Raw genomic sequence first — 21,068 nt, forward strand, 5'->3', positions numbered from 1 at the left:
ATGGACGTCGTAGCGCTGCACCGGTTCGTCACCGGAGCCGGTCGTTCCTGGGCCGAGGTGACCGCGGTGGACGCCGGGGCGGTGGGACCCGGGCACGCGCTGAACGTGTGCCGCGCGCGGCCCGCGGTCGTGGTGTCCGGCGCCGACCCGGCCGAGCTGGCCCGGGGGTTGGCCGGGTGGCGGCGCACCCTCGTGGTCCAGTCGGCCGCCGGTGTGTCCACTGTGGACCCGGCGGACGCGGTGGCGCGGTCGTGGTCCGAGCCGGGTGCGATCCTGTGCCTGGCGGAACAGGACTTCGCGCCCGAGGGCGAGGGCTGGGCGTTGCCGGACGACCGTTTCGCGCAACGCGAGGGCATGATCGCGGTGGCCGAGGTGCGGGCGCTGGTGCTGGCCCGGCTCGCCCCGCGCCCCGGTGTGCTGATCTGGGACGTCGGCGCGGGTCCGGGTGCCATCGGCGTCGAGTGCGCGCGGCTGGGCGCGGCGGTCGTCGCGGTGGAACGCGACCCGGTGCAGTGCGTGCGGATCATCGCCAACGCTTCCGCGCACGGCGTGGACGTGCGGGTGGTCGAGGCGGACCTGGCCGACGCGGGGGAGCTGCCCCGGCCGGACGCGGTGTTCGTCGGCGGCGGTGGCGCGGACGTCGTGCGCCGGTGCGTGCGGTCGGGCGCGCGGCGGATCGTGGTGGCGACACCGGACCTGGACCGCGTGCTGCCCGCGCGGGACGCGTTGCTGGAGGCCGGTTACGAGGTCGAGGGCAGCCAGCTGACCGCCGCCCGGTTGACCGGTGGCACGTTGTCGGCCACCAACCCGGTGACCGTGCTGAGCGGAAGGAAGAAAGCTTGATCGGGGTGTTCGCCGCCGGCGGGCGTGGGCGGCGGGCCGCGGTCGAGCTGGCCGGGTTCCTCGGGCCGGACGCGGTGGTGCCGGACGGCCCGGTCGGCCCCGCGCTGCGCACGTTGTGGCCGCGGCTGGGGTCGGCGGTGTTCTTCCTCGGCACGGAGGCGACCGTCCGGCTCGTCGCGCCGCTGCTGCGCGACGAGCGGTCCGACCCGGGCGTGGTGTGCGTGGACGGCGGGTTCGCCGTGGCCCTGCTGGGCGGCGCGGACGCGGTGGCGGAACGGGTCGCGGACGTGCTGGGCGTGCAGCCGGTGACGACGTCCGCGTCGGCGGACTCCCCGCTGGACGAGCTGGTGGAGCTGCTGGACGCCACCGTGGACGGCGACCTCGCCGGGTGCGGCGCGGCGGTGCGGGCCGGCGAGCAGGTGGTGCTGGCCAATCCGCTCGGCTTCCCGCTGCCCGCCCTGCCCGACAACGTGATCGCCAAGGAAGCCGGTGGGCACGAGTCCGACTGGACGGTGCTGGTGGACGACCGCGTGCCCAGGGGGCCGCAGCCGGAGCGCTTGGTGCGGATCGTGCCGCGCACGCTCGTCGTCGGCGTCGGTTCGAGCACGGGGGTGACCGCGTCGGCGGTGTCGGCGGCCCTGGCGCAGCTGGAGGAGCAGCGCGGGCTGGACCTGCGGGCCGTGCGGGCGTTCGCCACGCTGGACCGGAAGGTCGCCGAACCGGGTATCGCGGACGCCTTGGAGGACTGGGGTTTCTGGCACGACTCGACCACCGCGCCGCTGCTCGCCTACCCGGGCGAGGAGCTGGCGGTGATCCCGGTGCCGAACCCGGCGGAACTCGCGATCGGCATCCCGAGCGTGGCCGAGGCGTCGGCGTTGCGCGGCGCGGTGCAGCTGTCCGCCGGCGGCCGGGTGGAGATCGCGGCCGAGAAGGTGAAGGGCGAAGGGGTGACGGTCGCCGCCGCACGCGTGCTGCCGCGCGGCCGGTTGGCGCTGGTGGGCCTGGGACCGGGCGACGCGGACGAACGCACACCGCGCGCCGAGGCCGAGCTGCGGCGGGCGTCGGTCGTGGTGGGCAGCGCCGACTGCGTGGCGCAGGTGCGGCACCTGCTGAGGCCCGGCACGCGGGTGCGGACGGACGGCGCGGTGCGGTTGGCCGAGGCGGGAGCGGCGGTGGCGTTCGTGGACGCGGGCGCCGGACCGGTTGTTGCCGGGCCGATTCACGCCGATGTCATTCGCGTGACAGGCGTCACTCGTCAACTGTGAAGTCGTCCGGAGCCTTCGAAAGGCCCTTGTCGGGTTCGCCGTCTTGGTCCTAGCTGGGAGTGTGCGCCGCGACACGGCGCATCCCTGCCCTGGAAGGACTGACATGGCGAAAACCCTGCATCGCCTGATCACCTCGTTGGCCGCGGCCGTGGCCGCGATCGCCCTGATGACCGTCGCGCCCGCATCGGCCGACACCTCCGACACCGGTGTGTCGCCGTACATCGTCGGCGGCTCCCGCGTGTCCACCAGCACCTACCCGTGGGTCGTGTACCTGGCCACCAGCACCGGCGGCCAGTTCTGCGGCGGCACGCTCGTCCGGGCCAACAAGGTCGTCACCGCCGCGCACTGCGTGAGCGGGCGCAGCGCGTCGAGCACCCGCGTGGTGCACGGCCGTGACGACAAGCAGAGCACGGCGGGTCGCGTCGTCACGGTGAGCGCCATCTGGGTGCACCCGAGCTACCGGACCGCGAGCTCCGGCTACGACGTCGCGGTGCTGACCCTCGGCAGCAGCATCAGCTCCACCTACCTGCCGCTGGCCACCCCGTCCGACACGGCCCTGTACGCGGCCGGCACGAGCGCCCGGATCTACGGCTGGGGCACCACCTGCTCCGGCTGCTCGGCGTCCCGCTACCTGCTCGGCGCGACCGTGCCGCTGACGTCCGACTCCACCTGCAAGACGGCGTACTCGAACTACAGCCCCACCTCGATGGTGTGCGCCGGCTACCCGAACGGCGGCACGGACACCTGCCAGGGTGACTCGGGCGGCCCGCTGGTCGCGGGCGGCAAGCTGATCGGCGCGACCTCGTTCGGCCGGGGCTGCGCGCTCGCCGGCTACCCCGGTGTGTACGCGCGGATCTCCTCGTACTACTCCGCGATCACCGCGCAGCTGTAACCCGCGGCGGACGTGCCCACGACCGGGTGTTCTCCGGCCGTGGGCACGTCCGGCGAGGCGGGCGTAGCGTCGTCGGCATGGCTGACCTGCCTGAGCTGGAGCCGGTGCCGGAGGACTGGGAACGGGCGTTGGCGGTGGTCGCGCACCCCGACGACCTGGAGTACGGGGCGTCCGGCGCGATCGCCCGCTGGACGGCGCAGGGCAAGCACGTCGCGTACCTGCTCGCCAGCCGGGGCGAGGCGGGGATCGACACCCTGCCGCCGGAGCAGGCGGGGCCGTTGCGGGAGCGGGAGCAGACCGCCAGTGCCGCCGTCGTCGGCGTGGACGTGGTCGAGTTCCTGGACCACCCCGACGGGATGATCGAGTACGGCCTGCCGCTGCGCCGCGACATCGCCGCCGCGATCCGCCGGCACCGCCCCGAGGTGGTGATCACCGGGAACCACCACGAGACGTTCCCCGGCGGGTTCCTCAACATGGCCGACCACCGCGCCGTCGGCCGGGCCGCCGTCGACGCGGTCCGGGACGCCGCCAACCGGTGGGTGTTCCGCGATCTGGACCTGGAGCCGTGGAGCGGTGTGCGGTTCGTCGCAGTCAACGCCTCACCGCACGGCGGGCACGCGGTCGACGTGACCGACACGTTCGACCTGGGAGTCGCGTCGCTGCGGGAGCACAAGGCGTACCTGGCGGCGTTGAGCGGCGACATGGCGAGGCCGGAGGTGTTCCTGCGCCAGGCGGCCGAGCAGGCGGGCGCGCGGTTCGGCGGCAGGCTCGCCGTCGGGTTCGAGGTTCTCGTGATGTGAGCACCCGGGTTGGACAGGACATGTCCGGTGTGGATGCTTCTACCCATGCACGGTGAACAGCACTACCTCGTTGGCCTCGACCTGACCGGTCGGCGGGTCGTCGTCGTCGGCGGCGGAACGGTCGCGCAGCGCAGGCTGCCCAGGCTGGTCGCGGCGGGCGCGAGGGTGGAGGTGATCTCGCCCGAGGTGACCCCGGCGGTCCAGGGCATCGTCGACGGCGGCGAGGCGACGTGGCAGGCCCGCGAGTACGCCGACGGCGACCTCGACGGCGCCTGGTACGTGCTGGCCTGCACGTCCTCGCCCGAAGTGAACGCCAGGATCACCGCGGACGCCGAAGAGCGCCGCGTGTTCTGCGTGCGCGCCGACGTGGCCGTGAAGGGCACCGCCGTGACGCCCGCGGTCGGCGCGCACGACGGCCTGCTGCTCGGTGTCCTCGCCGGCGGGCAGCACCGCCGGTCCGCGAGCGTCCGGGACGGCCTGCTGTCCGCGCTGCGCGACGGCTCCATCGCCGACCACCACGACCAGCCGGCGGGCGTCGCCCTCGTCGGCGGCGGCCCCGGTGACCCGGACCTGATCACCGTGCGCGGTCGCCGGCTGCTGGCCAGGGCGGACGTCGTGGTCGCCGACCGGCTCGCGCCGCGCGAACTGCTGGACGAGCTGCCGCCGCACGTCGAGGTCGTGGACGCGGCGAAGATCCCGTACGGGCGGGCCGCGACCCAGGACTTCATCAACACGACGCTGGTCGAGAACGCCAAGGCCGGGAAGTTCGTGGTCCGCCTCAAGGGCGGTGACCCGTACGTGTTCGGCCGTGGCTTCGAAGAGCTGATCGCGTGCGCCGAAGCGGGCGTGCCGGTCACCGTCGTGCCTGGCGTGACGAGCGCGTTCGGCGTGCCGGCGCTGGCGGACGTGCCGGTCACGCACCGCGGTGTGGCGCACGAGGTGGTGGTCGTGTCCGGCCACGTCGCGCCGGACGACCCGCGATCACTGGTCGACTGGTCGGCGTTGGCCCGGCTCAGCGGCACGATCGTGATCCTCATGGGCGTGGAGCGGGCGGCGGCGTTCGCGGACGCGCTGATGGCGGGCCGGCCGGGTGACACCCCGGTGTCGGTGATCCAGGAGGGCACCACGCGGACGCAGAAGGTCGTCCGGTCCACACTGGACTCGTTGGCCGCGGACATCGTCGAGCACGGCATCCGCCCGCCCGCGATCATCGTTGCGGGACCGGTTGCCGGACTGGCGAAGGAACTCCCGTTCCACTCCTGACCGCCCAGGCCGCCCCGGCGGCGACGACCGCGACCAGCCCGGCGAGGGCTGCGAGCGTCGTGCCGCCGGGGTGGACCAGCGACTCGCCGCGCAACGCCTGCCAGGTGAGCAGCGCGAGCAACCCGAGGTAGCCGAACGCGGCCACGACGACCAGCCGGGTGCGGACCCGTTCCGCGAGGCCGAGCGCGGCCAGACCAAGCGCCAGCAGGATCATCACCTGGAGCCCGTGCATCCCCACGAAGTGCGGCACCCGCAGGTCGCCGCCGGTGGTGCTCCACCCGACGAGGGGCAGCCCCGGGCCGCCGTCCGGCACGCCGACGCTGTGCCCGGAGGCCAGCTCGACCGACCGGCCGCCCGAGTCCACCGCGGTGATCTCCTTGTCGCTCTGGAAGACCATCAGGTAGCCGGTGAACATGCCGAGGATCGCCAGGTAGAGCTCGCCGCGCACGGCCCAGCGCACGTCCGGCAGCCCGAAGCGCTGGAACGACAGGACCAGCGCCAGCGCGATGTTGGCCAGGAACATCACCGGGATGGCGACGGCGAAGGTGGCCTGCACGAACTGGTTCAGCGGCTCGTCGGACCTGTTGTAGTGGGTGAACATGCCCCGGCCGGCCTGGATCGCGATCAGCCCGACCTCCATGAACATGATCGCCGCGATCGCGGTGCCGAAGCCCGACGTCCACCGCCGTCCCCGGTGCGGCAGGGACAGCATCCACGACAGGGTCGCCGAGTAGACCGCCAGCGACACCGCGAACTTGAACGGCTTCGCCCACACCGGCGCGCCTTGCAGCACCCGCCCGTCGACCAGCAGCGCCACCGCGCACCCCACCGCGCCCACCGCCATCACCACGGCCAACCAGAGGGTCGGCCGGTGCCACGTCTTCGTCATGGGACAAGCCTCGACCGGCGAGCCGCCGTGATCACTGGTGCGCGCACGACAACCCGAGGTGGGGCAGGCCACCCCTCCCGGGTGGGACAATGCCCTCGCGGCGGCCCGCGACGGCGGGCGGTGCGGAACGGGGTACGCGTGGCGGTGTGGGTTCGGCTGGCCGGGGTGGGACTGGCCAAGGTCAGGTTCGCCTACTCCGCGGTGTTCGAGACGGTCATGGCGGTCGACGGCCTGCGCACCCCCGGCGCGCACGCCGTGCACCTGCCGTGGGTGCGGTGGGCGCGGGAGCGGGTCGACGGGATCACCGGACTCGACACGCTGCTGGCCCGGCTGGAGGGTCCGACGAAACCGGCCGACCTGATGCCCGTGCCGGATGTGCGGATGCCCGACCTGGAAGCGGAACTGCGTGGCGTCGGGCGGCCGGAAGCCGACGTCATCCGGCGCTGCCACGACGTGCTCATCGCACCGCACTGGAAGCGCATCACCGCGGTGCTGGAGGCGGACATCGCGGCACGGGCGGCGACGCTGGCCGACAAGGGCGTCGAGGCGGTGTTCCACGACCTGCACCCCGAGGTCACGTGGGCCGACGGCGAACTCGTCCTGCACCGCAAGCCCGAGCACCGGGTGGACCTCGCCGAGCACGGTCTCGTGCTGTGCCCCAGCGTGTTCTGCTGGCCGAAGGCGTGGATCGCACTCGACCCCGTCGGCCAGGGCGTGCTCCGCTACCCGGCGCGCGGGATCGGGACGCTGTGGGAGGAACGGGGGACGCCGGACGACCTGGCCGCCCTGATCGGCCGCACCCGCGCGCACCTGCTGACGTTGCTCGAAGCGCCGAAGAGCACGGCGGACCTGGCGGTGGCGCTCGGCGTCACGGCGGGGGCGGTCTCGCAGCACATCGGCGTGCTGCGGGCGGCCCGGCTGGTGACGACGCGGCGCGAAGGACGGCACGTCCTGCACATGCGCACCACGCGCGGACACCCTCATGAGCTGAAGTAATGGGTGTCGGAGAGAAGATGCATTGGATTTATGGAGGCCGGTCGAGCACCGTGAACCGGTGAGCAATTCAGTGCGAAACACCCGTGTTGTCGTCATCGGTGGCTCTCACCTGGGACGTCACCTGTCCGAAAGCCTGACGGCGCGGGGCGCGGACGTCATCACTGCCAGCCCCAGGCACGGCGAGCACATCGACCTCGCCGACGAGTCCAGCATCAAGAGGTTCGCCGAGGCGGCAGGGGAGATCGACCACGTCGTCTCCACCGCGGCCATGCCCGCCAACGGCCCGTTGGACGACCTCGACGCGGAAGGCATCCGCAGGGCGTTCGACGCGAAGGTCGTCGGCCCGCTGCTGCTCGCCAAGCACCTCCGCGTCACCCGGTCGTTCACGTTCTTCTCCGGTGTCGCGGCCTGGCGACCGCAGCGGCACCGGACCGTCATGGCCACCACCAACGGCGCGGTGAAGTTCCTGGTGGAGGCGCTGGCGGTCGAGCTGGCGCCGGTCAGGGTCAATGCGGTCGCGCCGGGCATCGTGGACTCGGGCGTCTGGCCGGCCGACTTCCTGTCCACCACCGCCGACCGCAACCTGACCCGCAACGTCGGTCGACCGGAGGACATCGCTCAGGCCGTCCTGTACGCGGTGACCAACCCGTACGTCACCGGCACCGTGCTGCACGTGGACGGAGGCGGGCGGCTCGCCGGCTGAGGACGGTGCGGGCTCGAGCAGCCGGACCGGTTCGGTGACTGACGGGTGGCCCGAGCCGGGGTCGCGTTGATCTGGCCGCGTCGATTCGGGCCGAGTCGGGCCGAGCCGGGCCGAGCCGGGCCGGGCCGAGCCGAGCCGAGTCGGGCGGGCCGACCGAGCCGGGCCGAGCCGGGCCGAGCCGCGTCGGGCCGCGTCGAATCGGGCCGCGTCGATCCGGACCGCGTCGAGTCCTCCGAAACGACAAAGCAGGGGTCCCCGCCAAGGGGGCCCCTGCTTTTATCCTGCCAGAACGGTCCGACAATTCCGGGCCGTCGAGCCCGCGGACCAGTGCTGTGAAGCCGTGCTGTGAAGCCGTGCTGAAACTAGTGAGCCACCCGGCGAGGACGACCCGTCGACGAACCGCCGCGCCCGCGCTCACCGTCGAAACGGCCACCGCGGAAACCGCCGCCACCCGCACCGCCACTGCGACGCGGACCGCCGCCACCGCTACCGCCGCGACGGGCGCGCACGGGAACCTCGGGCTCGACCACGGGAATGCCGCTGGGCACCCGCGCACCGGTGATGCGGATCAGGTCCTCGTCACCGGGACGGACCTTGGTCGACGTCGGGCGGACGCCCGCCCGCGCGGTCAGGCCCTGCACGGTGCGCCGCTGGTCGTGCGTGACCAGCGTGACGACCGTCCCGGACTGCCCGGCACGCGCCGTGCGACCGGCGCGGTGCAGGTAGTCCTTCGGGTCGGCCGGCGGGTCGACGTGCACGACGAGGCTCACGTCGTCCACGTGGATGCCGCGCGCCGCCACGTCCGTGGCGATCAGCACCGGCATCGAGCCCTCGCGGAACTGGCCGAGCACCCGCGTACGCGCGCTCTGCGCCTTGCCGCCGTGCAACGCACCCGCGTGCACGCCCATCGACCGCAGCTTCTTGGCCAACCTGTCCACGTGGTGCTTGGTGCGCACGAACATGATCGTGCGGCCCTCGCGCGCGGCGACTTCGGTGACGACGTTCTGCTTGTCCTCGGCGGACACGAACAGCAGGTGGTGCTCCATCGTGGTGACGCTGCCCGTGGGCGGCGAGACCGAGTGGACCACCGGGTTGTGCAGGTACTGGCGGACCAGCTTGTCCACGTCGCCGTCGAGCGTCGCGGAGAACAGCAGCCGCTGCCCGTCCTGCGGGGTGAGGTCGAGGATGGCCCGGACCTGGGGCATGAAGCCCATGTCCGCCATCTGGTCGGCCTCGTCCAGCGCGGTGAACATGATCTCGGACAGGTCGGCGGTGCCCTGCCGGACGTGGTCCGACAACCGGCCGGGGGTTGCGATCAGCAGGTCGACACCACGGCGCAGCGCGTCGATCTGACGCGGGAACGACGTGCCGCCGACGACCGTGCGGCACCAGAGGCCGAGCGAGCGGGCGAACGGGTTCAGCGCTTCCTCGACCTGCATCGCCAACTCGCGGGTCGGCACGAGCACGAGGGCGCGCGGCTTCAACGGCTTGGCCCGGCCGCCCGCGAGACGGGACAGCAGCGCCAAGCCGAACGCCAGCGTCTTGCCGGAGCCGGTCTGGCCGCGGCCGAGGACGTCGCGACCCGCCATCGCGTCGGGCAGCGTCGCCGCCTGGATCGGGAAGGGTTCGGTGATGCCGGCCTGGGTGAGCGCGCCGAGCAGCTCGTCGGACAGGCCCAGTTCGGCGAACGAGGGCAGCGGGCCCTCGGGCATCGTGCTCTCGACGTGATCGGGAATGGTGGTCGCCTGCTCCACGGTGGAAGCGGGACGACGGTTGCCCTGGCCAGGGCGCCTGGTGCTGCGGGAATTGCGGAACTGCGGGCGCTCGGAACGGCCTTGGGACATTGTCGGCAAAACAAACCTCCGGGACACGGCACGTCTCGGAGATTGCTCTGCTTCAGCAGGCGCGATCGCGGGGACGGGCCCGGCGCGCGGTCGCGCCGATAGTGGTTGGGACGCACCACCGGCCACTCTGGCGGCCTGGGGCGCTCGTCGGCGCCACCGGGCGGTGCACCGCTCAGTCTAGCCGATCACGAGACGGTGTCGGGCACCCTGGCGGTGTTCTCGCGCACACGCATGGCCAGACGGGCTATCCCGTGCGCGCTGACGACGATCACCGGGAACCACAAAAGCGCACGTGAGGAGGGCTTTGCCGATACGCCCGCACGGCTGAGCCGGCGGAACGCCCAGAGGCTGAACGGGGCCACCACCGTCGGCGCGGTGAGCACGCCGGGTGTGTAGCTGCGGAAAACCGCGCTGCTCGCCACGTGCGTGACGGCGTGCAGCCCGAAACCCGCGAGCACCGACTGGAAGAACCGCGACCGGCCGCCGGTGCGCGCGCCGTCCGCCGCCGCTGCCGCGACGACGACCCCGACCACCCCGATGGCGATGGCCGCCTCCGGTGTCGTGGTCGTCGGCACGTGCCGGTGCCGCCGCGTCCACCGGGCCATCGTCACCAGCTCTTCCAGGTCGTGCACGACCCACGCGGCGAGCAGGCCCCAGGTGACCTTCTTGCTGACCATGGCACTTACGTTACATGATGTAACGCATGTCTGGACGGCCGCGGAGCACCCACATCGACCGAGCGCTGACCGAAGCCGCGCTCGAACTGCTGGAGGAAGTCGGCTTCGACGCGTTGACGCTCGACGCGGTCGCCGCCCGCGCCGGCGTGAGCCGACCCGCCCTGTACCGGCGGTGGTCGACCAAGCTCCACCTCGTCGCGCACGTCCTGCTGGCCGACGTCATCCCGATGGCCGACCCGGACACCGGCAGCGCGCGCGAAGACCTGCTCCGACTCGCGAACGCCCTCGTGGACGGGCTGTCGTGGGTGGTGCTCGCGGTGCACGCCGAGGCGCGACGGGTGCCCGGCCTGGTCGACGGGTTCCTCGCCGACCGGCACGCCTTGATCGACGGGATCGTGCGCCGTGGCGTGGCACGCGGCGAGCTCCGGGCCGATGTCGACCCGGAGCTCGTGCGCGACCTGCTGTTCGGACCCCTCGTCTACCACTGGCTCGCGACCGACCGGCCGCGGTCGCCGGACACCGTCTTCGACGTCGTCTGGCCCCTGTTCGGCGACGGTTCCGGTGACGGCTCCGGGGTCAGCGGAGCCCTGCGAGGTCCAGCAGCATCTCGGTGATCTCCCGCGGCTCAGCCAGTTCCGGGGCCAGGCCGCGCGCGGTGAACCAGTCGGCGACGTTGCGCACGTCCCGCTCCAGGAACTCGGGCCCGCGCGGGTTCGCCACCAGGTCCACCACCTGCGGCAGGTCGATCACGACCAGCCGCCCTTCGTGCACCATCAGGTTGAACGCCGACAGGTCGCCGTGCCCCAGCCCCACGGACGCCATCAGGCTCAACGCGTCCACAAGCTGCCGCCACAACCCCTCCAGCTCGTCCGGTTCCGGACGCAACTGCGCCAACCTCGGCGCCGCCGAACCGTCCGTGCCGACGAACTCCAACAGCAACTCGGTGCCGTCGCGCTGCACCGGGTACGGCACCGGGGCGCCCAACTGCCAGAGCGTCGTCAACGCGGCGAACTCGGCGACCGCCCACCGCTCGGCGATGAGGTTCCGGCCGAAGGCGCTGCGGTTCGCCATCGCGCGCATCTCCCGGGACCGGCGCATCCGCCGGCCTTCGAGGTAACCCGCGTCCCGGTGGAACAGCCGGTGGTCGTTGCTGCGGTACCGCTTCGCCGCCATCACGCAGGAACGGTCGGTGCCGGGCATGACGCGTTCCACCAGGAAGACGTCCGCCTCCTTGCCGGTCTTCACGATGCCCAGTTCACGGTCCACCGCGGACAGTTCGGTGATCAGCCACGACGGATGTGGTTTCGGCCCCTGGTCGGCATCGCCCCAGGTGGACCACCGGTCGCCGTCGGGCGGGACGTCCGCGGCGACCGAGTCGTCCCGCATCTGGGTGAGACGGTCCTTGGCCTCTTCGGTGAGCCGGCCGCGACGGGTCGGCTCGACTCCGCCGTCGGGGCGCGCCGAAGCCTTCTTGGCCTTCTTGACCTGCCACCGGAGGTCGTCGGCGTGGTCGAACTCGGATTCGAAATCTGCGTACTGCTCGTGCTCTCGCACTGGATGTGCTCCAGGTGAAGGGGAGTGATCGCCCCACCCGGCGCGGTGTGGTCCTCCGCGTCAGGAGTGCGGGGCGAGCGGACGGGTCGGTGCCACGTCCCGGACAGCTGTCGCCATCTGGCACCTCCTCGACTCCGCCGTGGTCTCCACCACCGGCGCTCTGCGCGTACCGGAGCAGACTGCCGCGCCCCGCGGTCTCAGGGCAACCGATTTATCCCGCCGTTCCTCCTGCCGCTCACGGCCTCTGCTCCACGCGGTAGCTGCCGCGCTGGCCGAGCCAGGCGGCGGCCAGTCCGCCGATCACCAGCGAGTCGTGCCGCAGCACGCGTTCGTCGTGCCACTGGGAGGCGTGCCGCGCGGTGGCCAGCATCCTGGTCCGGGCCTCGGCGCTGAACTCGACCAACGCCGCCACCGCTTCCTCGACCTCGTCCTCCGGGAGCGGCTGGGGCGTCGGGTCGACCGGGAGGGTGAGCACGGTGTCCGCGAACGTCGCCGAAGTGCCGAGGTCGCGGGCGAGTTGGTGTTCCACGGACTCGGCGTTCACCTGGCGCTGCCGCCACTTCCGGTCGGTCAGGGCGAGGCGCAGGCCGAGCAGACGGGCGAGGCAGAGCCCGGACCACACGCGCTTCAGCGCCTCTGGCGCGTCGAGGGCGTCGGTGCGGAGATCTGCGGTGATTCCCCTGAGCAACGAGGGGACGACCGGTTCGGCGGGCGGGTCGCCGAGTGTGCCGCCTGGTGTGTCGAGGCTCACCCGATCATTCTGGCACTATCGTCACAAAGAGGTAAAAGCCGGCTGCACTCTGTCACGCATTTGGCGGGCAACGGTGGGCGAAGGACCTTCGGTAATCCTTTGGTGACAAACCGACCACGGTCGTGAAGTGGTGCCGTAGCAACGCGGCCGTGCCGAAGCCGCAGCGGTGGGCCACGTCCTCCACGGTGAGCTGTGTTTCCTCCAGGAGTTGGCGGGCGCGCAGGACGCGTTGGCCGGTGAGCCAGCGGTGCGGGGTCGTGCCGGTCTCGGCGGCGAACCGGCGGGCGAACGTCCGTTCCGACATGTTGGCCTGGTCGGCGAGGCTGGCGATGGTGTGCTCGTCGTCGAGCCGGTCCTGGAGCCAGGCGAGCACCGGCTGGAGGCTGTCCGCCTGGTGCGGCGGGGTGGGCAGTTCGATGAACTGCCGCTGGCCGCCGTCGCGTTGGGGTGCGACGACCATGCGGCGGGCGATGGCGGCGGTCACGACGGCGCCGAGTTCGCGGCGGACGACGTGCAGGCACGCGTCGATGCCCGCCGCCGTGCCGGCGCTCGTGACGATGTCGCCGTCGTCCACGAACAGGACGTCGGGGTCGATCTTGGCGTGGGGGAAGCGTTCGGCGAGCTCGGCGACGTGCCGCCAGTGGGTGGTGCAGCGGCGGTCGTCGAGCAGGCCGGCCGCGCCGAGGATGAACGCGCCGCTGCACACCGACAGCAACGTGCTGCCGCGGCGGTTGGCTTCGCGGAGCGCTTCGACCACGGCGGGCGGGTATTCGTCGCGGATGGTCGCGGCGGGGACGGCGATCAGGTCGGCTTGATCGAGCGCGTCGAGGCCGTGGTTCGGGGTGAGGGAGGCGCCGACGCCGGTGCTGACCGGTTCGCCGGGGTGCTCGCCGCAGACCCGGAAGTCGAAGGGCGGCACGCCTTCGTCGGTGCGGTCGATGCCGAAGACTTCGCAGACCACGCCGAACTCGAACGGCGCGAGCCCGTCGATGACGACGGCGGCAACGGTGCGGAGCATGCCCTCACCGTACTTGGCAGGATATTGATGCACAACGGCACAACTGCCAATTGTGGCAGTTTCTTGTGCACCGCATGGTTAGTGCCATGACTTCGATCCTGTTCGCGCTGACCGCAGTGGCACTGGTCGTCTACGGCTTGGAACGCAACCACCACCGCCAGGTCCGCCAGGGCAACCGACTGGGGAACCGCCTGGCCGGCAGCTCCGACGTCGAAGACCGAGACCTCTCCCGGCTTCAGGCGGACCTACGCGCCACCACAACCCACCCCGCCCGCACCCGGCAGCCCCAGCCCCGCTCGGCCCATTCCCAGCCCGCCCAGGCTCGTCCGGCCCAGTCCCGGCCCACCCAGTCCCACCTGGCCCAGCCGTGCCCCGCCGGATCGGACGTCACCCGCGCCGTCCCGTCGGTCCCCGCCCGATCCGTACCGGCCCGGTCCCGCCGCACCCCGACCGGCATCGCACCCGACCTCGTCCCCGCCCCGGCCGGCATCGCCCTCGAACCCGCACCGGCCGACCTCGTCCCCGACCTCGCCCCGCCCGGTGCCGTTCCCGACCAGCCGGTCAGTCCCCGACGATCAGATCAGCCGTGCCTGTCCCGGTGAGCTCGACCCTCAGCCCGGCCCGGCCCGCAACCTTGATCAACCCCTTCAGGTCACCCGGCTCGGCCCGCGACTGGACGATCACCCGGGCCAGCCGCCCCTTGTGCGCCTTGTTGAAGTGGCTGACCGCGTTCCGCCGCCCCTTCGCATCCTCGGTGACCACGCGCACCACCGCGGCACCGGGGATGCGGGCGAGCGACGTGTACGGACTCGACCGCAGGTCCACGACGAACTCGTCGGCCGCCGCCAGCACCGGCTCCAGCACCGGCCGCCACAGCGCGCCGAGCGGCCCGATCGAGGGCAGCACGCTCCCGCCCGACAGCCGGTAAGCCGGGATCGGGTCCCCACCGCCGACGACGCCGAACAACGCCGACGCCACCGCGAGCCGCGCGAACGCCCGGGACTTCTCGGTCTTGGTGAGCGACCCGAGGGCGAGCGCGTCGTAGAGCACCCCCGTGTACCGCGCGAGCGCGGGCAGGGTGGGCGAACGGCGGATCTCCGCGTTGCGCTCCACCTCACCGGCCTGGCGCTCGGACAGGCCGAGCGCGGCGAGGCTCGCGGGAACGTCTGCGGCGAGGTCGACCAGGGCGTCGACCAGCTTGCCCCGCACGGGGGTGAGCTCGGTGTGCGAGAGCAGGTCGAGGTCCAAGGGCGCACCGGAGCCGCCGAGGGCTTTGGTCTCCGACGGGGGGAGCAGTACCAACACGACTGGTCACCCTAGGCGCTCCCGCCCTCCCGGCCACCGCCGCGTCAGCCCCGCCACCGCCGCGTCAGCCCCGCCACCGCCGCGTCAGCCCCGCCACCGCCGCGTCAGCCCCGCCACCGCCGCGTCAGCCCGGCTGGCCGACGCAGAACTGGTTGCCGTCCGGGTCGGCGAGGACGGTCCACGTCAGACCGGGGACGGTGTGTTCCGCGACTTCCGTCGCGCCCAGGCCCGCCAATCGGGTGACTTCGGCCGCGCGGTCCTCCACGTGGGCGTCGAAGTGCACGCGGTTCTTGCCCGGTGTCGGGTCGTCGACCCGCTGCAACCCCAGCTGCAGGCCGCTCGCACCACCGGCCGGAGCGAGCATCAGGAACTCACCCCAGTCGTGTTGGACGGACGTACCCAGCGCCTTCGTCCAGAACTCGGCCAGCCGGTGGGGGTCCGTCGTGTCGATGGTGATCATCCCGATCTCGAACGTCATACCGCCGCACGCTAGACCGGCCCACCGACAATTCCGGCCGACGGACGCGGCCGACCGGGCCACCGCGCAGACCACCGCGCAGACCACCGCGCAGACCACCGCGCAGACCACCGCGCAGACCACCGCGCAGACCACCGCGCAGACCACCGCGCAGACTGATCAGGGCTGGTTCACTACCCTTTCCGGACAACCCGCCCACGAGGAGCACCCACCGTGATCACGAGGATGTCGTCGCTGTTCCTGCGCACCCTGCGCGAGGACCCGGCCGACGCCGAAGTACCCAGCCACAAGCTGTTGGTCCGCGCCGGTTACGTGCGCCGCGTCGCGCCGGGCGGTTACTCGTGGCTGCCGTTGGGTCTGCGGGTGCTGCGCAACATCGAGCAGGTCGTGCGCGAGGAGATGGACGCGTTCGGCGCCCAGGAGATCCAGTTCCCCGCGCTGCTGCCGAAGGAGCCCTACGAGGCGACCAACCGGTGGACCGAGTACGGCCCCAACCTCTTCCGCCTCAAGGACCGCAAGGGCGCCGACTACCTGCTCGGTCCCACGCACGAGGAGCTGTTCGCGCTCACCGTGAAGGGCGAGTACTCGTCGTACAAGGACTACCCGGTCACGCTCTACCAGATCCAGACCAAGTACCGCGACGAGGCGCGCCCCCGCGCGGGCATCCTGCGCGGCCGTGAGTTCCTGATGAAGGACTCGTACTCGTTCGACCTCGCCGACGAGGGCCTGGCCGAGTCCTACCGGCAGCACCGCGACGCCTACATCCGGATCTTCGACCGGCTCGGCCTGGAGTACGTCATCGTCTCCGCCACGTCCGGCGCGATGGGCGGCTCGGCGTCGGAGGAGTTCCTGGCGGTCGCGCCGACCGGTGAGGACACCTTCGTCCGGAGCACGGAGTCCGACTACGCGGCGAACGTGGAGGCGGTCACTACGCCCGCGCCCGCCGAGCTGGACCCGGCCACGCAGCCCGAGGCGCAAGTCCACCACACGCCGAACACGCCGACCATCGAGTCCCTGGTCACCTTCCTCAACGCCAACACCGACCGCACCTTCACCGCCGCGGACACCCTCAAGAACGTCCTGGTGAAGACGAGGAAGCCCGGTGACAAGGAGTGGGCGCTCCTCGCCATCGGCCTGCCCGGCGACCGCGAGGTCGACCTGAAGCGGCTGGAGGCGGCGGTCGAGCCGGCCGAGGTCGCGATGCTGGAGGAGGCGGACTTCGCCCGCAACTCCTTCCTGGTCAAGGGCTACATCGGCCCGGCGGCGCTCCAGGCCAACGGCGTCCGGTACCTGGCCGACCCGCGCGTCGTGCGCGGCACGGCGTGGGTGACCGGCGCGGACAAGGCCGACCACCACGTGGTGGACCTCGTCGCCGGCCGTGACTTCACGCCCGACGGCACGATCGACGTGGCGGAGGTCCGCGAGGGCGACCCGTCACCCGACGGCAAGGGCGTGCTGGTCGCCGCGCGCGGCATCGAGATCGGGCACATCTTCCAGTTGGGCCGCAAGTACGCGGACGCGTTCTCGCTGGACGCGCTCGGCCCGGACAGCAAGCCGGTCCGGATCACCATGGGCTCGTACGGCATCGGCGTGTCCCGCCTGGTCGCCGCGATCGCCGAGCAGAGCCACGACGACCGCGGCCTGATCTGGCCCCGCAACGTGGCGCCGGCGGACGTGCACGTGGTCGTGGCGGGCAAGGACGAGACGCTGCTCGCGGGCGGGTCGAAGCTCGCGGAGGAGCTGTCGGCGGCGGGCGTGAAGGTGCTGCTGGACGACCGCAAGGCGAGCCCCGGCGTGAAGTTCGCGGACGCCGAGCTGATCGGCGTGCCCACCATCCTCGTCGTGGGCCGCGGCCTGGTGAACGGCCTGGTCGAGGTCAAGGACCGCCGCACGGGCGAGCGGACCGAGGTGCCGGTCGGCGACGCCGTTCAGCACCTGCTCGACCTGATCAGGGGCTGAGCACGGCGGCCAGCACGGCTGCCGTGTCGGAGAGGTCGGTGAGCACGACGTGCGCGCCGGCCTCTCGCAGTTCCGCGCTGCTGCTGCGGCCCGTCGCCACCCCGATGGCGACGGCGCCGTGGTGCAGTGCGGCGTCGACGTCGTGGGGCGTGTCGCCGATGACCACCGAGCGGAACTCGCGGGTGTGCTTGGCGGAGGCCAGGCGCACCGCCTCCAGCACCAGCGCGGGCCGGTGCTCGGACACCGAGCCGTAGCCGCCGATCTCGAAGTCCACGTGCTCGTCCAGCCCGAACGCCGCCAGCTTGTACCGGGCGATCTCGACCAGGTTCCCGGTCACCAGCGACTGCACGACGTTTTCCTGCGCCGCCAACGCCGTCAGCGCCGCCGAAGCGCCCGGCAGCGCGTGCCCGTGCGACGGCAGCAGGTGGCGTTCCCGCGCGGCCACGTCGATCAGCTCCGCGTGCAGCCGGGCCACCAGTTCCTCGGTCGGGTCGAGGTCGTGCGACGTCAGCATCTCCAGCGTGATGGCGCGCTCGGTGCGGCCACCGAAGCTCGGCAGGTGCACGAGGTCGAGGCCCGCCGCCGCGCGCAACGCGGTGCGGTACCACTCGCGACCGAGCCCCTTCGCGTCGATCAGGGTCAGGTCGATGTCCCACAGCACCAACGTGTTCACGACGGCCGCACGCTCTCCAGGATTCGCTTCACGTCGTCGTCGGACGGCCCCTCGGCCACGTGCGACCCGCCTTCGGCGACGTTCAGCACGAACACCGACGTCTTCTTCCCGTGGCGCAACGCCACCGCGCTGACCGTGGCCTTGGGCGCGTAGCAGGCGCTGGCGGACTTCGGCGTCACCGAGACGCTGACCCGCACCGCGTCGGGCTCCGCGGTGTCCCCGGCCTCGACGCGTGGTTCGGCGATCTCGGGCGGCGCGCCGTTGACGGTGTACCCGCCGGCCGCGATCCGGTTCACCAGGTCGGTGGCGACCTTCTCCAGGTCGTCGTCGGCGACCGTGCCGGCCAACGCCTGTGCCTGGATCATGCTGCGCCCCTGGCACTGGAACGGCCGCGACACGTACGACGTGGACATCCGCACCGGCCCGGAGGTGCCGCCGCCGGTGGACTCCCACGACGGCGGCAGCTCGTACGCGAGGCCCGACTGCGAGTCCTCCACCGGCTGCCACTCGGGCTCGGACGACGTGGTCGTCGTCGGCGCGGACCCCGAGGTCGTGGGCACGGCCTCGTCCCCGGAGCGCATCACCAGGAAAGCCGTCACGCCGCCGCCGAGGGCGAGCACCCCGACCACGGCCAGCGCGATCCACAACGGCGCGCGGCTCGGTGGCTTCGGCGGCGGTTGCTGCTCGTAGAAGCCCAGGCCGGAGTAGCTCACGGGCTCAGCCCCGGCTCAGCGCCCGGACGGAGTCGACCATCGTCTGCAGGTCGGCCTCCGTCGGGGGCTTGGGCTCGGCGGGACCGCCTTCGAGGTCGCCGTTGGACATGAACACGTGGAAACCCTTGTCGCCGCGCAGCACCAGCACCTTCACCATGCCCTTGGTGGCCAGGCACTTGTCGCCGGACGTGGTGATGGTGGCGTCGACCTGGACGCCCTCGATGTCGGCCGGCTTGTTGGGCACCTTCACCGGCTTCGGCTCGCTCAGCTTGACGTCGAACTGGGGCGCCGACTCGTAGAACTGGGTGCCGAGCTTCTGGGCGAAGTCCTTGGCCACCGCGGCCAGGTCGGTCTGCGCCACCACGACGCCGCCCGCGCCGCCGCGGGTGAAGCCCCGGCCCTCGCAGTCGTAGGCGCCGATGACGGTAAGACCGGTCAGCTTCACGTCCGTCATCCCCTCGACCTCGGCGTGGCCGTTCGCGGGGGTCCAGCCCTTGGGCACGTCGTAGCTGTACGACAGGCCCGGGACGGGCAGGCAGTTCCAGCCGGGCTTGACGGGCTCGCAGGTGCTGTTCGGCTCGCTCGGCGTGGTCGACTTCGTGGTGCTCTTCGCAGTGGTCTTCGGGGTGGTGGTCGTCGTGGGCGCGCTGCTGCTCGTGCTCTGGGCGATCGGCTTCTGATCGTCCGGCCGGGTCACCACGTACGTCGTCACGCCGGCGCCGACGAGCACGACGACGACCGCGCCGATCACCAGCCACAGCTTCGTCTTGTCCTTCTTCGGCGGGGGCTGGTCACCGCCGGAGAACACGCCGAGCCCGCCGTAAGAACCGCCGTAACCCTGCTGCGGGTAGCCCTGCTGCGCATAGCCGTGGTCCTGCGGGCCCCAGTCGCCCTGGCCGGGCCGGTCGCCCCAGCCGGACTGGCCGTCACCTGGGTAAGTCACGGCGAAACCGTACCGTGCCGGTTCCGCTTCCCGGACCTCTCCGAGTAATTCAGCACGCGTTGACTTCCGTCGCGCTCCCGGCGTAGCGTCAAATTCAACATCTGATGAACTACTGAGGAGGACGACCATGGCCGCACTGCACGACCGGCCGCCGGCGGTCATCGCTGTGGCCGCCGCTGTCGTGGGCGCGTTGATCGCGCTCGTGCTGGGTTTCGTGACGTTCGGCGTCCAGGCGACGGCCCACCCGGAAGCGGTGCCACTCGCGGTCGCCGTCGGCCCCGACGCGCCACCGCAGCTGCGCGGCGTCGCCGACAAGCTGGCCGGTGCGGGCGCGGCGGAGGTCACGTGGCGCGTGACCACGCCCGAGGAAGCGCGGAGCCTGCTGTCCCGCCAAGAGGTCTACGGCGTGCTCGAACTGGCGCCCGACGGCATGACGGCGGTGCTGTCCGGCGCGGTGAACCCGTCCGGCACGCAGGTCGCCCAGCAGGTGCTCGCCGGCGTCGCGCAAGGAGCCGGGGTGCAGGCGAAAGTCGTCATGCTGAACCCGGCCTCGGCCGCCGGCCGGACCGCGCCGCAGGCCGCGAGCGCGTTGCTGTGGATCACGGGCCTCGTCGCCGGTGCGGTGTTCACGGTGCTGGCGCGCAGGCCGAACGCGGTCGGCAGGCTGGTCGGCGCCGCGACGGCGACCGTGCTGGGCGTCGCGGTCGTGGCGGGCTTCTTCGCGCTGTGGGACTCGGCGCTGCCGCTCGGCTGGGACGTGCTCGGCTACCTCGCCCTGTTCGGTGGGGCGTTCGCCCTGGTCCAGGGCGCGCTGCTGCGGCTGCTCGGCATCCGGGCGATGGCCGTGCTGGGGCCGATGTACCTGATCGCGCCCGCCGTCGCGGGGCAGGTGCCGGAACTGCTCGACCCCGTCTACCGCGCGCTGCTCTGGTCCTGGACGCCGTTCCGGTTCTCCGCCGAGGGCCTGCGCGCGCTGCTGAACGGCGGGTCGCCGGAAGGAGCCCAGGTGTGGGTGTTCGTCGGCATGGCCGCCGTCGGCCTGGCCGTGCTGCTGCTACCCGGCAAGAAAGGACAGCCGGACCTTGCGGACGGGGTTGTCGACGTTGGTGTCCACCAGGCAGACCGACTGCCAGGTGCCCAGCGCCAGCACACCGCCTAGCACCGGGATCGTCGCGTACGGCGGCACCAGCGCGGGGAGCACGTGGTCACGGCCGTGACCGGGCGTCCCGTGCCGGTGCCGCCACCGGCCGTCGGCGGGCAGCAGCTTGCGCAGCGCGGCCAGCAGGTCGTCGTCGCTGCCCGCGCCGGTCTCCAGCACCGCCAGGCCCGCGGTGGCGTGCGGCACCCAGACGTGCAGCAGCCCGTCGCCCTCCACGTCGGCCAGGAACTCCTCGCACGCGCGGGTCAGGTCGTGCACGACCTCCGCCGACCCGGTGCGGATCTCGATCTCTTCACTGCGCATGACCTCAGAGCTTACGAACGACGCCCGCCGACCACCCGCA

At 72.3% G+C, this 21,068-nt stretch carries 24 protein-coding genes; 12 read left to right on the plus strand and 12 right to left on the minus strand.

The annotated features are described in order from the left end of the window. The 5 genes from OQ02_RS08375 (at nucleotide 1) to cobA (ending at nucleotide 5,063) form a co-directional block, all read left to right on the plus strand. Nucleotides 1-843, plus strand: coding sequence for a bifunctional cobalt-precorrin-7 (C(5))-methyltransferase/cobalt-precorrin-6B (C(15))-methyltransferase (locus OQ02_RS08375; RefSeq protein WP_051772039.1), 843 nt, complete (start codon nucleotides 1-3; stop codon nucleotides 841-843). A gap of 5 nt (nucleotides 844-848) precedes the next feature. Beyond that, on the plus strand, nucleotides 849-2,108 hold the full coding sequence (locus tag OQ02_RS08380; RefSeq protein WP_231499932.1) for a cobalamin biosynthesis protein: 1,260 nt from the start codon (nucleotides 849-851) through the stop codon (nucleotides 2,106-2,108). A 103-nt stretch (nucleotides 2,109-2,211) separates the two neighbouring features. Then, the gene (locus OQ02_RS08385) at nucleotides 2,212-3,000 is read left to right on the plus strand and encodes a S1 family peptidase (protein WP_033437679.1); all 789 of its coding nucleotides are present in this window, start codon (nucleotides 2,212-2,214) and stop codon (nucleotides 2,998-3,000) included. Between the two features lie 77 nt (nucleotides 3,001-3,077). Continuing rightward, nucleotides 3,078-3,800 (plus strand): PIG-L deacetylase family protein, encoded by a 723-nt coding sequence (locus OQ02_RS08390; RefSeq protein WP_033437680.1) that lies wholly within the window; start codon nucleotides 3,078-3,080, stop codon nucleotides 3,798-3,800. A gap of 45 nt (nucleotides 3,801-3,845) precedes the next feature. Then, the gene (gene cobA / locus OQ02_RS08395) at nucleotides 3,846-5,063 is read left to right on the plus strand and encodes a uroporphyrinogen-III C-methyltransferase (protein WP_033437681.1); all 1,218 of its coding nucleotides are present in this window, start codon (nucleotides 3,846-3,848) and stop codon (nucleotides 5,061-5,063) included. Here the strand turns inward: cobA and OQ02_RS08400 are convergent. Beyond that, nucleotides 5,008-5,952, minus strand: a complete 945-nt coding sequence (locus tag OQ02_RS08400) for a hypothetical protein (protein ID WP_033437682.1) — start codon at nucleotides 5,950-5,952, stop codon at nucleotides 5,008-5,010. The two genes, cobA and OQ02_RS08400, sit on opposite strands and share 56 nt — an antisense overlap. Before the next feature lie 138 nt (nucleotides 5,953-6,090). Here OQ02_RS08400 and OQ02_RS08405 point away from each other — a divergent pair, with 138 nt between their 5' ends. Together OQ02_RS08405 and OQ02_RS08410 are read left to right on the plus strand one after the other, a co-directional pair. Continuing rightward, nucleotides 6,091-6,948, plus strand: coding sequence for an ArsR/SmtB family transcription factor (locus tag OQ02_RS08405; RefSeq protein ID WP_231499914.1), 858 nt, complete (start codon nucleotides 6,091-6,093; stop codon nucleotides 6,946-6,948). A gap of 58 nt (nucleotides 6,949-7,006) precedes the next feature. Continuing rightward, the gene (locus OQ02_RS08410) at nucleotides 7,007-7,651 is read left to right on the plus strand and encodes an SDR family oxidoreductase (protein WP_033437683.1); all 645 of its coding nucleotides are present in this window, start codon (nucleotides 7,007-7,009) and stop codon (nucleotides 7,649-7,651) included. A 362-nt stretch (nucleotides 7,652-8,013) separates the two neighbouring features. On the opposite strand, the gene OQ02_RS08415 is transcribed toward OQ02_RS08410, so the two are convergent. Together OQ02_RS08415 and OQ02_RS08420 are read right to left on the minus strand one after the other, a co-directional pair. Further along, nucleotides 8,014-9,495, minus strand: coding sequence for a DEAD/DEAH box helicase (locus tag OQ02_RS08415; RefSeq protein WP_081915465.1), 1,482 nt, complete (start codon nucleotides 9,493-9,495; stop codon nucleotides 8,014-8,016). Between the two features lie 185 nt (nucleotides 9,496-9,680). Continuing rightward, complete coding sequence (locus OQ02_RS08420) at nucleotides 9,681-10,172, minus strand: HXXEE domain-containing protein (RefSeq protein WP_033437685.1); 492 nt, start codon at nucleotides 10,170-10,172, stop codon at nucleotides 9,681-9,683. A gap of 26 nt (nucleotides 10,173-10,198) precedes the next feature. Here OQ02_RS08420 and OQ02_RS08425 point away from each other — a divergent pair, with 26 nt between their 5' ends. Then, nucleotides 10,199-10,786, plus strand: a complete 588-nt coding sequence (locus OQ02_RS08425) for a TetR/AcrR family transcriptional regulator (protein ID WP_081915466.1) — start codon at nucleotides 10,199-10,201, stop codon at nucleotides 10,784-10,786. Here the strand turns inward: OQ02_RS08425 and OQ02_RS08430 are convergent. From OQ02_RS08430 to OQ02_RS08440, 3 genes are all read right to left on the minus strand, one after another. Further along, nucleotides 10,749-11,726: a serine protein kinase RIO gene (locus OQ02_RS08430; protein ID WP_033437686.1), complete on the minus strand. Its 978-nt coding sequence runs from the start codon at nucleotides 11,724-11,726 to the stop codon at nucleotides 10,749-10,751. The two genes, OQ02_RS08425 and OQ02_RS08430, sit on opposite strands and share 38 nt — an antisense overlap. A gap of 235 nt (nucleotides 11,727-11,961) precedes the next feature. Then, nucleotides 11,962-12,477 carry a hypothetical protein gene (locus OQ02_RS08435; protein ID WP_033437687.1) on the minus strand — a complete coding sequence of 172 codons (516 nt, stop codon included), beginning with the start codon at nucleotides 12,475-12,477 and terminating at the stop codon, nucleotides 11,962-11,964. 52 nt (nucleotides 12,478-12,529) lie between these two features. Further along, nucleotides 12,530-13,495 carry a helix-turn-helix domain-containing protein gene (locus tag OQ02_RS08440; RefSeq protein ID WP_033437688.1) on the minus strand — a complete coding sequence of 322 codons (966 nt, stop codon included), beginning with the start codon at nucleotides 13,493-13,495 and terminating at the stop codon, nucleotides 12,530-12,532. A gap of 86 nt (nucleotides 13,496-13,581) precedes the next feature. On the opposite strand from OQ02_RS08440, the gene OQ02_RS08445 reads away from it, so the two are divergent. Then, nucleotides 13,582-14,097 (plus strand): hypothetical protein, encoded by a 516-nt coding sequence (locus OQ02_RS08445; protein ID WP_156076926.1) that lies wholly within the window; start codon nucleotides 13,582-13,584, stop codon nucleotides 14,095-14,097. Here OQ02_RS08445 and yaaA read toward each other — a convergent pair. Together yaaA and OQ02_RS08455 are read right to left on the minus strand one after the other, a co-directional pair. After that, entirely contained in the window at nucleotides 14,057-14,800 is a 744-nt protein-coding gene (gene yaaA, locus OQ02_RS08450) for a peroxide stress protein YaaA (protein ID WP_033437690.1), read from the minus strand. The genes OQ02_RS08445 and yaaA overlap by 41 nt on opposite strands. A 124-nt stretch (nucleotides 14,801-14,924) precedes the next feature. Then, nucleotides 14,925-15,278, minus strand: a complete 354-nt coding sequence (locus OQ02_RS08455; protein ID WP_033437991.1) for a VOC family protein — start codon at nucleotides 15,276-15,278, stop codon at nucleotides 14,925-14,927. Here OQ02_RS08455 and OQ02_RS43620 point away from each other — a divergent pair. Next, nucleotides 15,250-15,495, plus strand: coding sequence for a hypothetical protein (locus OQ02_RS43620; RefSeq protein ID WP_156076927.1), 246 nt, complete (start codon nucleotides 15,250-15,252; stop codon nucleotides 15,493-15,495). The genes OQ02_RS08455 and OQ02_RS43620 overlap by 29 nt on opposite strands. Beyond that, nucleotides 15,492-17,237, plus strand: coding sequence for a proline--tRNA ligase (locus OQ02_RS08460; RefSeq protein ID WP_033437691.1), 1,746 nt, complete (start codon nucleotides 15,492-15,494; stop codon nucleotides 17,235-17,237). Before OQ02_RS43620 ends, OQ02_RS08460 begins: the two co-directional genes overlap by 4 nt. Here OQ02_RS08460 and OQ02_RS08465 read toward each other — a convergent pair. The 3 genes from OQ02_RS08465 to OQ02_RS40790 are packed head-to-tail and all read right to left on the minus strand — an operon-like array spanning nucleotide 17,227 to nucleotide 19,566. Further along, nucleotides 17,227-17,910, minus strand: coding sequence for an HAD family hydrolase (locus OQ02_RS08465; RefSeq protein ID WP_231499915.1), 684 nt, complete (start codon nucleotides 17,908-17,910; stop codon nucleotides 17,227-17,229). The genes OQ02_RS08460 and OQ02_RS08465 overlap by 11 nt on opposite strands. Then, a complete protein-coding gene (locus tag OQ02_RS08470) occupies nucleotides 17,907-18,623 on the minus strand; it encodes a hypothetical protein (RefSeq protein ID WP_033437692.1) in 717 nt (238 codons plus the stop codon). Before OQ02_RS08470 ends, OQ02_RS08465 begins: the two co-directional genes overlap by 4 nt. 4 nt (nucleotides 18,624-18,627) lie before the next feature. Continuing rightward, nucleotides 18,628-19,566, minus strand: a complete 939-nt coding sequence (locus tag OQ02_RS40790) for a hypothetical protein (RefSeq protein WP_051772041.1) — start codon at nucleotides 19,564-19,566, stop codon at nucleotides 18,628-18,630. A gap of 127 nt (nucleotides 19,567-19,693) precedes the next feature. Between OQ02_RS40790 and OQ02_RS08480 the strand changes: the two genes are divergently transcribed. Then, nucleotides 19,694-20,725 (plus strand): ABC transporter permease, encoded by a 1,032-nt coding sequence (locus OQ02_RS08480; protein WP_033437693.1) that lies wholly within the window; start codon nucleotides 19,694-19,696, stop codon nucleotides 20,723-20,725. On the opposite strand, the gene OQ02_RS42250 is transcribed toward OQ02_RS08480, so the two are convergent. Then, entirely contained in the window at nucleotides 20,621-21,028 is a 408-nt protein-coding gene (locus OQ02_RS42250) for a YjbQ family protein (RefSeq protein ID WP_081915468.1), read from the minus strand. The two genes, OQ02_RS08480 and OQ02_RS42250, sit on opposite strands and share 105 nt — an antisense overlap. Nucleotides 21,029-21,068 lie beyond the last annotated feature (40 nt).

This window comes from Saccharothrix sp. NRRL B-16314 (genome assembly GCF_000716595.1).
Classification (GTDB): Bacteria; Actinomycetota; Actinomycetes; order Mycobacteriales; family Pseudonocardiaceae; genus Actinosynnema.

Bases quoted from the DNA above. Each gene is read 5' to 3' on its own strand.
- OQ02_RS08445 (WP_156076926.1), top strand. From the start codon at position 13,582: ATGACTTCGATCCTGTTCGCGCTGACCGCAGTGGCACTGGTCGTCTAC.
- OQ02_RS08455 (WP_033437991.1), bottom strand. From the start codon at position 15,278: ATGACGTTCGAGATCGGGATGATCACCATCGACACGACGGACCCCCAC.
- OQ02_RS43620 (WP_156076927.1), top strand. From the start codon at position 15,250: ATGGTGATCATCCCGATCTCGAACGTCATACCGCCGCACGCTAGACCG.
- cobA (WP_033437681.1), top strand. From the start codon at position 3,846: ATGCACGGTGAACAGCACTACCTCGTTGGCCTCGACCTGACCGGTCGG.
- OQ02_RS08415 (WP_081915465.1), bottom strand. From the start codon at position 9,495: ATGTCCCAAGGCCGTTCCGAGCGCCCGCAGTTCCGCAATTCCCGCAGC.
- OQ02_RS08480 (WP_033437693.1), top strand. From the start codon at position 19,694: ATGGCCGCACTGCACGACCGGCCGCCGGCGGTCATCGCTGTGGCCGCC.
- OQ02_RS08385 (WP_033437679.1), top strand. From the start codon at position 2,212: ATGGCGAAAACCCTGCATCGCCTGATCACCTCGTTGGCCGCGGCCGTG.
- OQ02_RS08400 (WP_033437682.1), bottom strand. From the start codon at position 5,952: ATGACGAAGACGTGGCACCGGCCGACCCTCTGGTTGGCCGTGGTGATG.
- OQ02_RS08420 (WP_033437685.1), bottom strand. From the start codon at position 10,172: ATGGTCAGCAAGAAGGTCACCTGGGGCCTGCTCGCCGCGTGGGTCGTG.
- OQ02_RS08440 (WP_033437688.1), bottom strand. From the start codon at position 13,495: ATGCTCCGCACCGTTGCCGCCGTCGTCATCGACGGGCTCGCGCCGTTC.
- OQ02_RS08390 (WP_033437680.1), top strand. From the start codon at position 3,078: ATGGCTGACCTGCCTGAGCTGGAGCCGGTGCCGGAGGACTGGGAACGG.
- OQ02_RS08375 (WP_051772039.1), top strand. From the start codon at position 1: ATGGACGTCGTAGCGCTGCACCGGTTCGTCACCGGAGCCGGTCGTTCC.
- OQ02_RS42250 (WP_081915468.1), bottom strand. From the start codon at position 21,028: ATGCGCAGTGAAGAGATCGAGATCCGCACCGGGTCGGCGGAGGTCGTG.
- OQ02_RS08425 (WP_081915466.1), top strand. From the start codon at position 10,199: ATGTCTGGACGGCCGCGGAGCACCCACATCGACCGAGCGCTGACCGAA.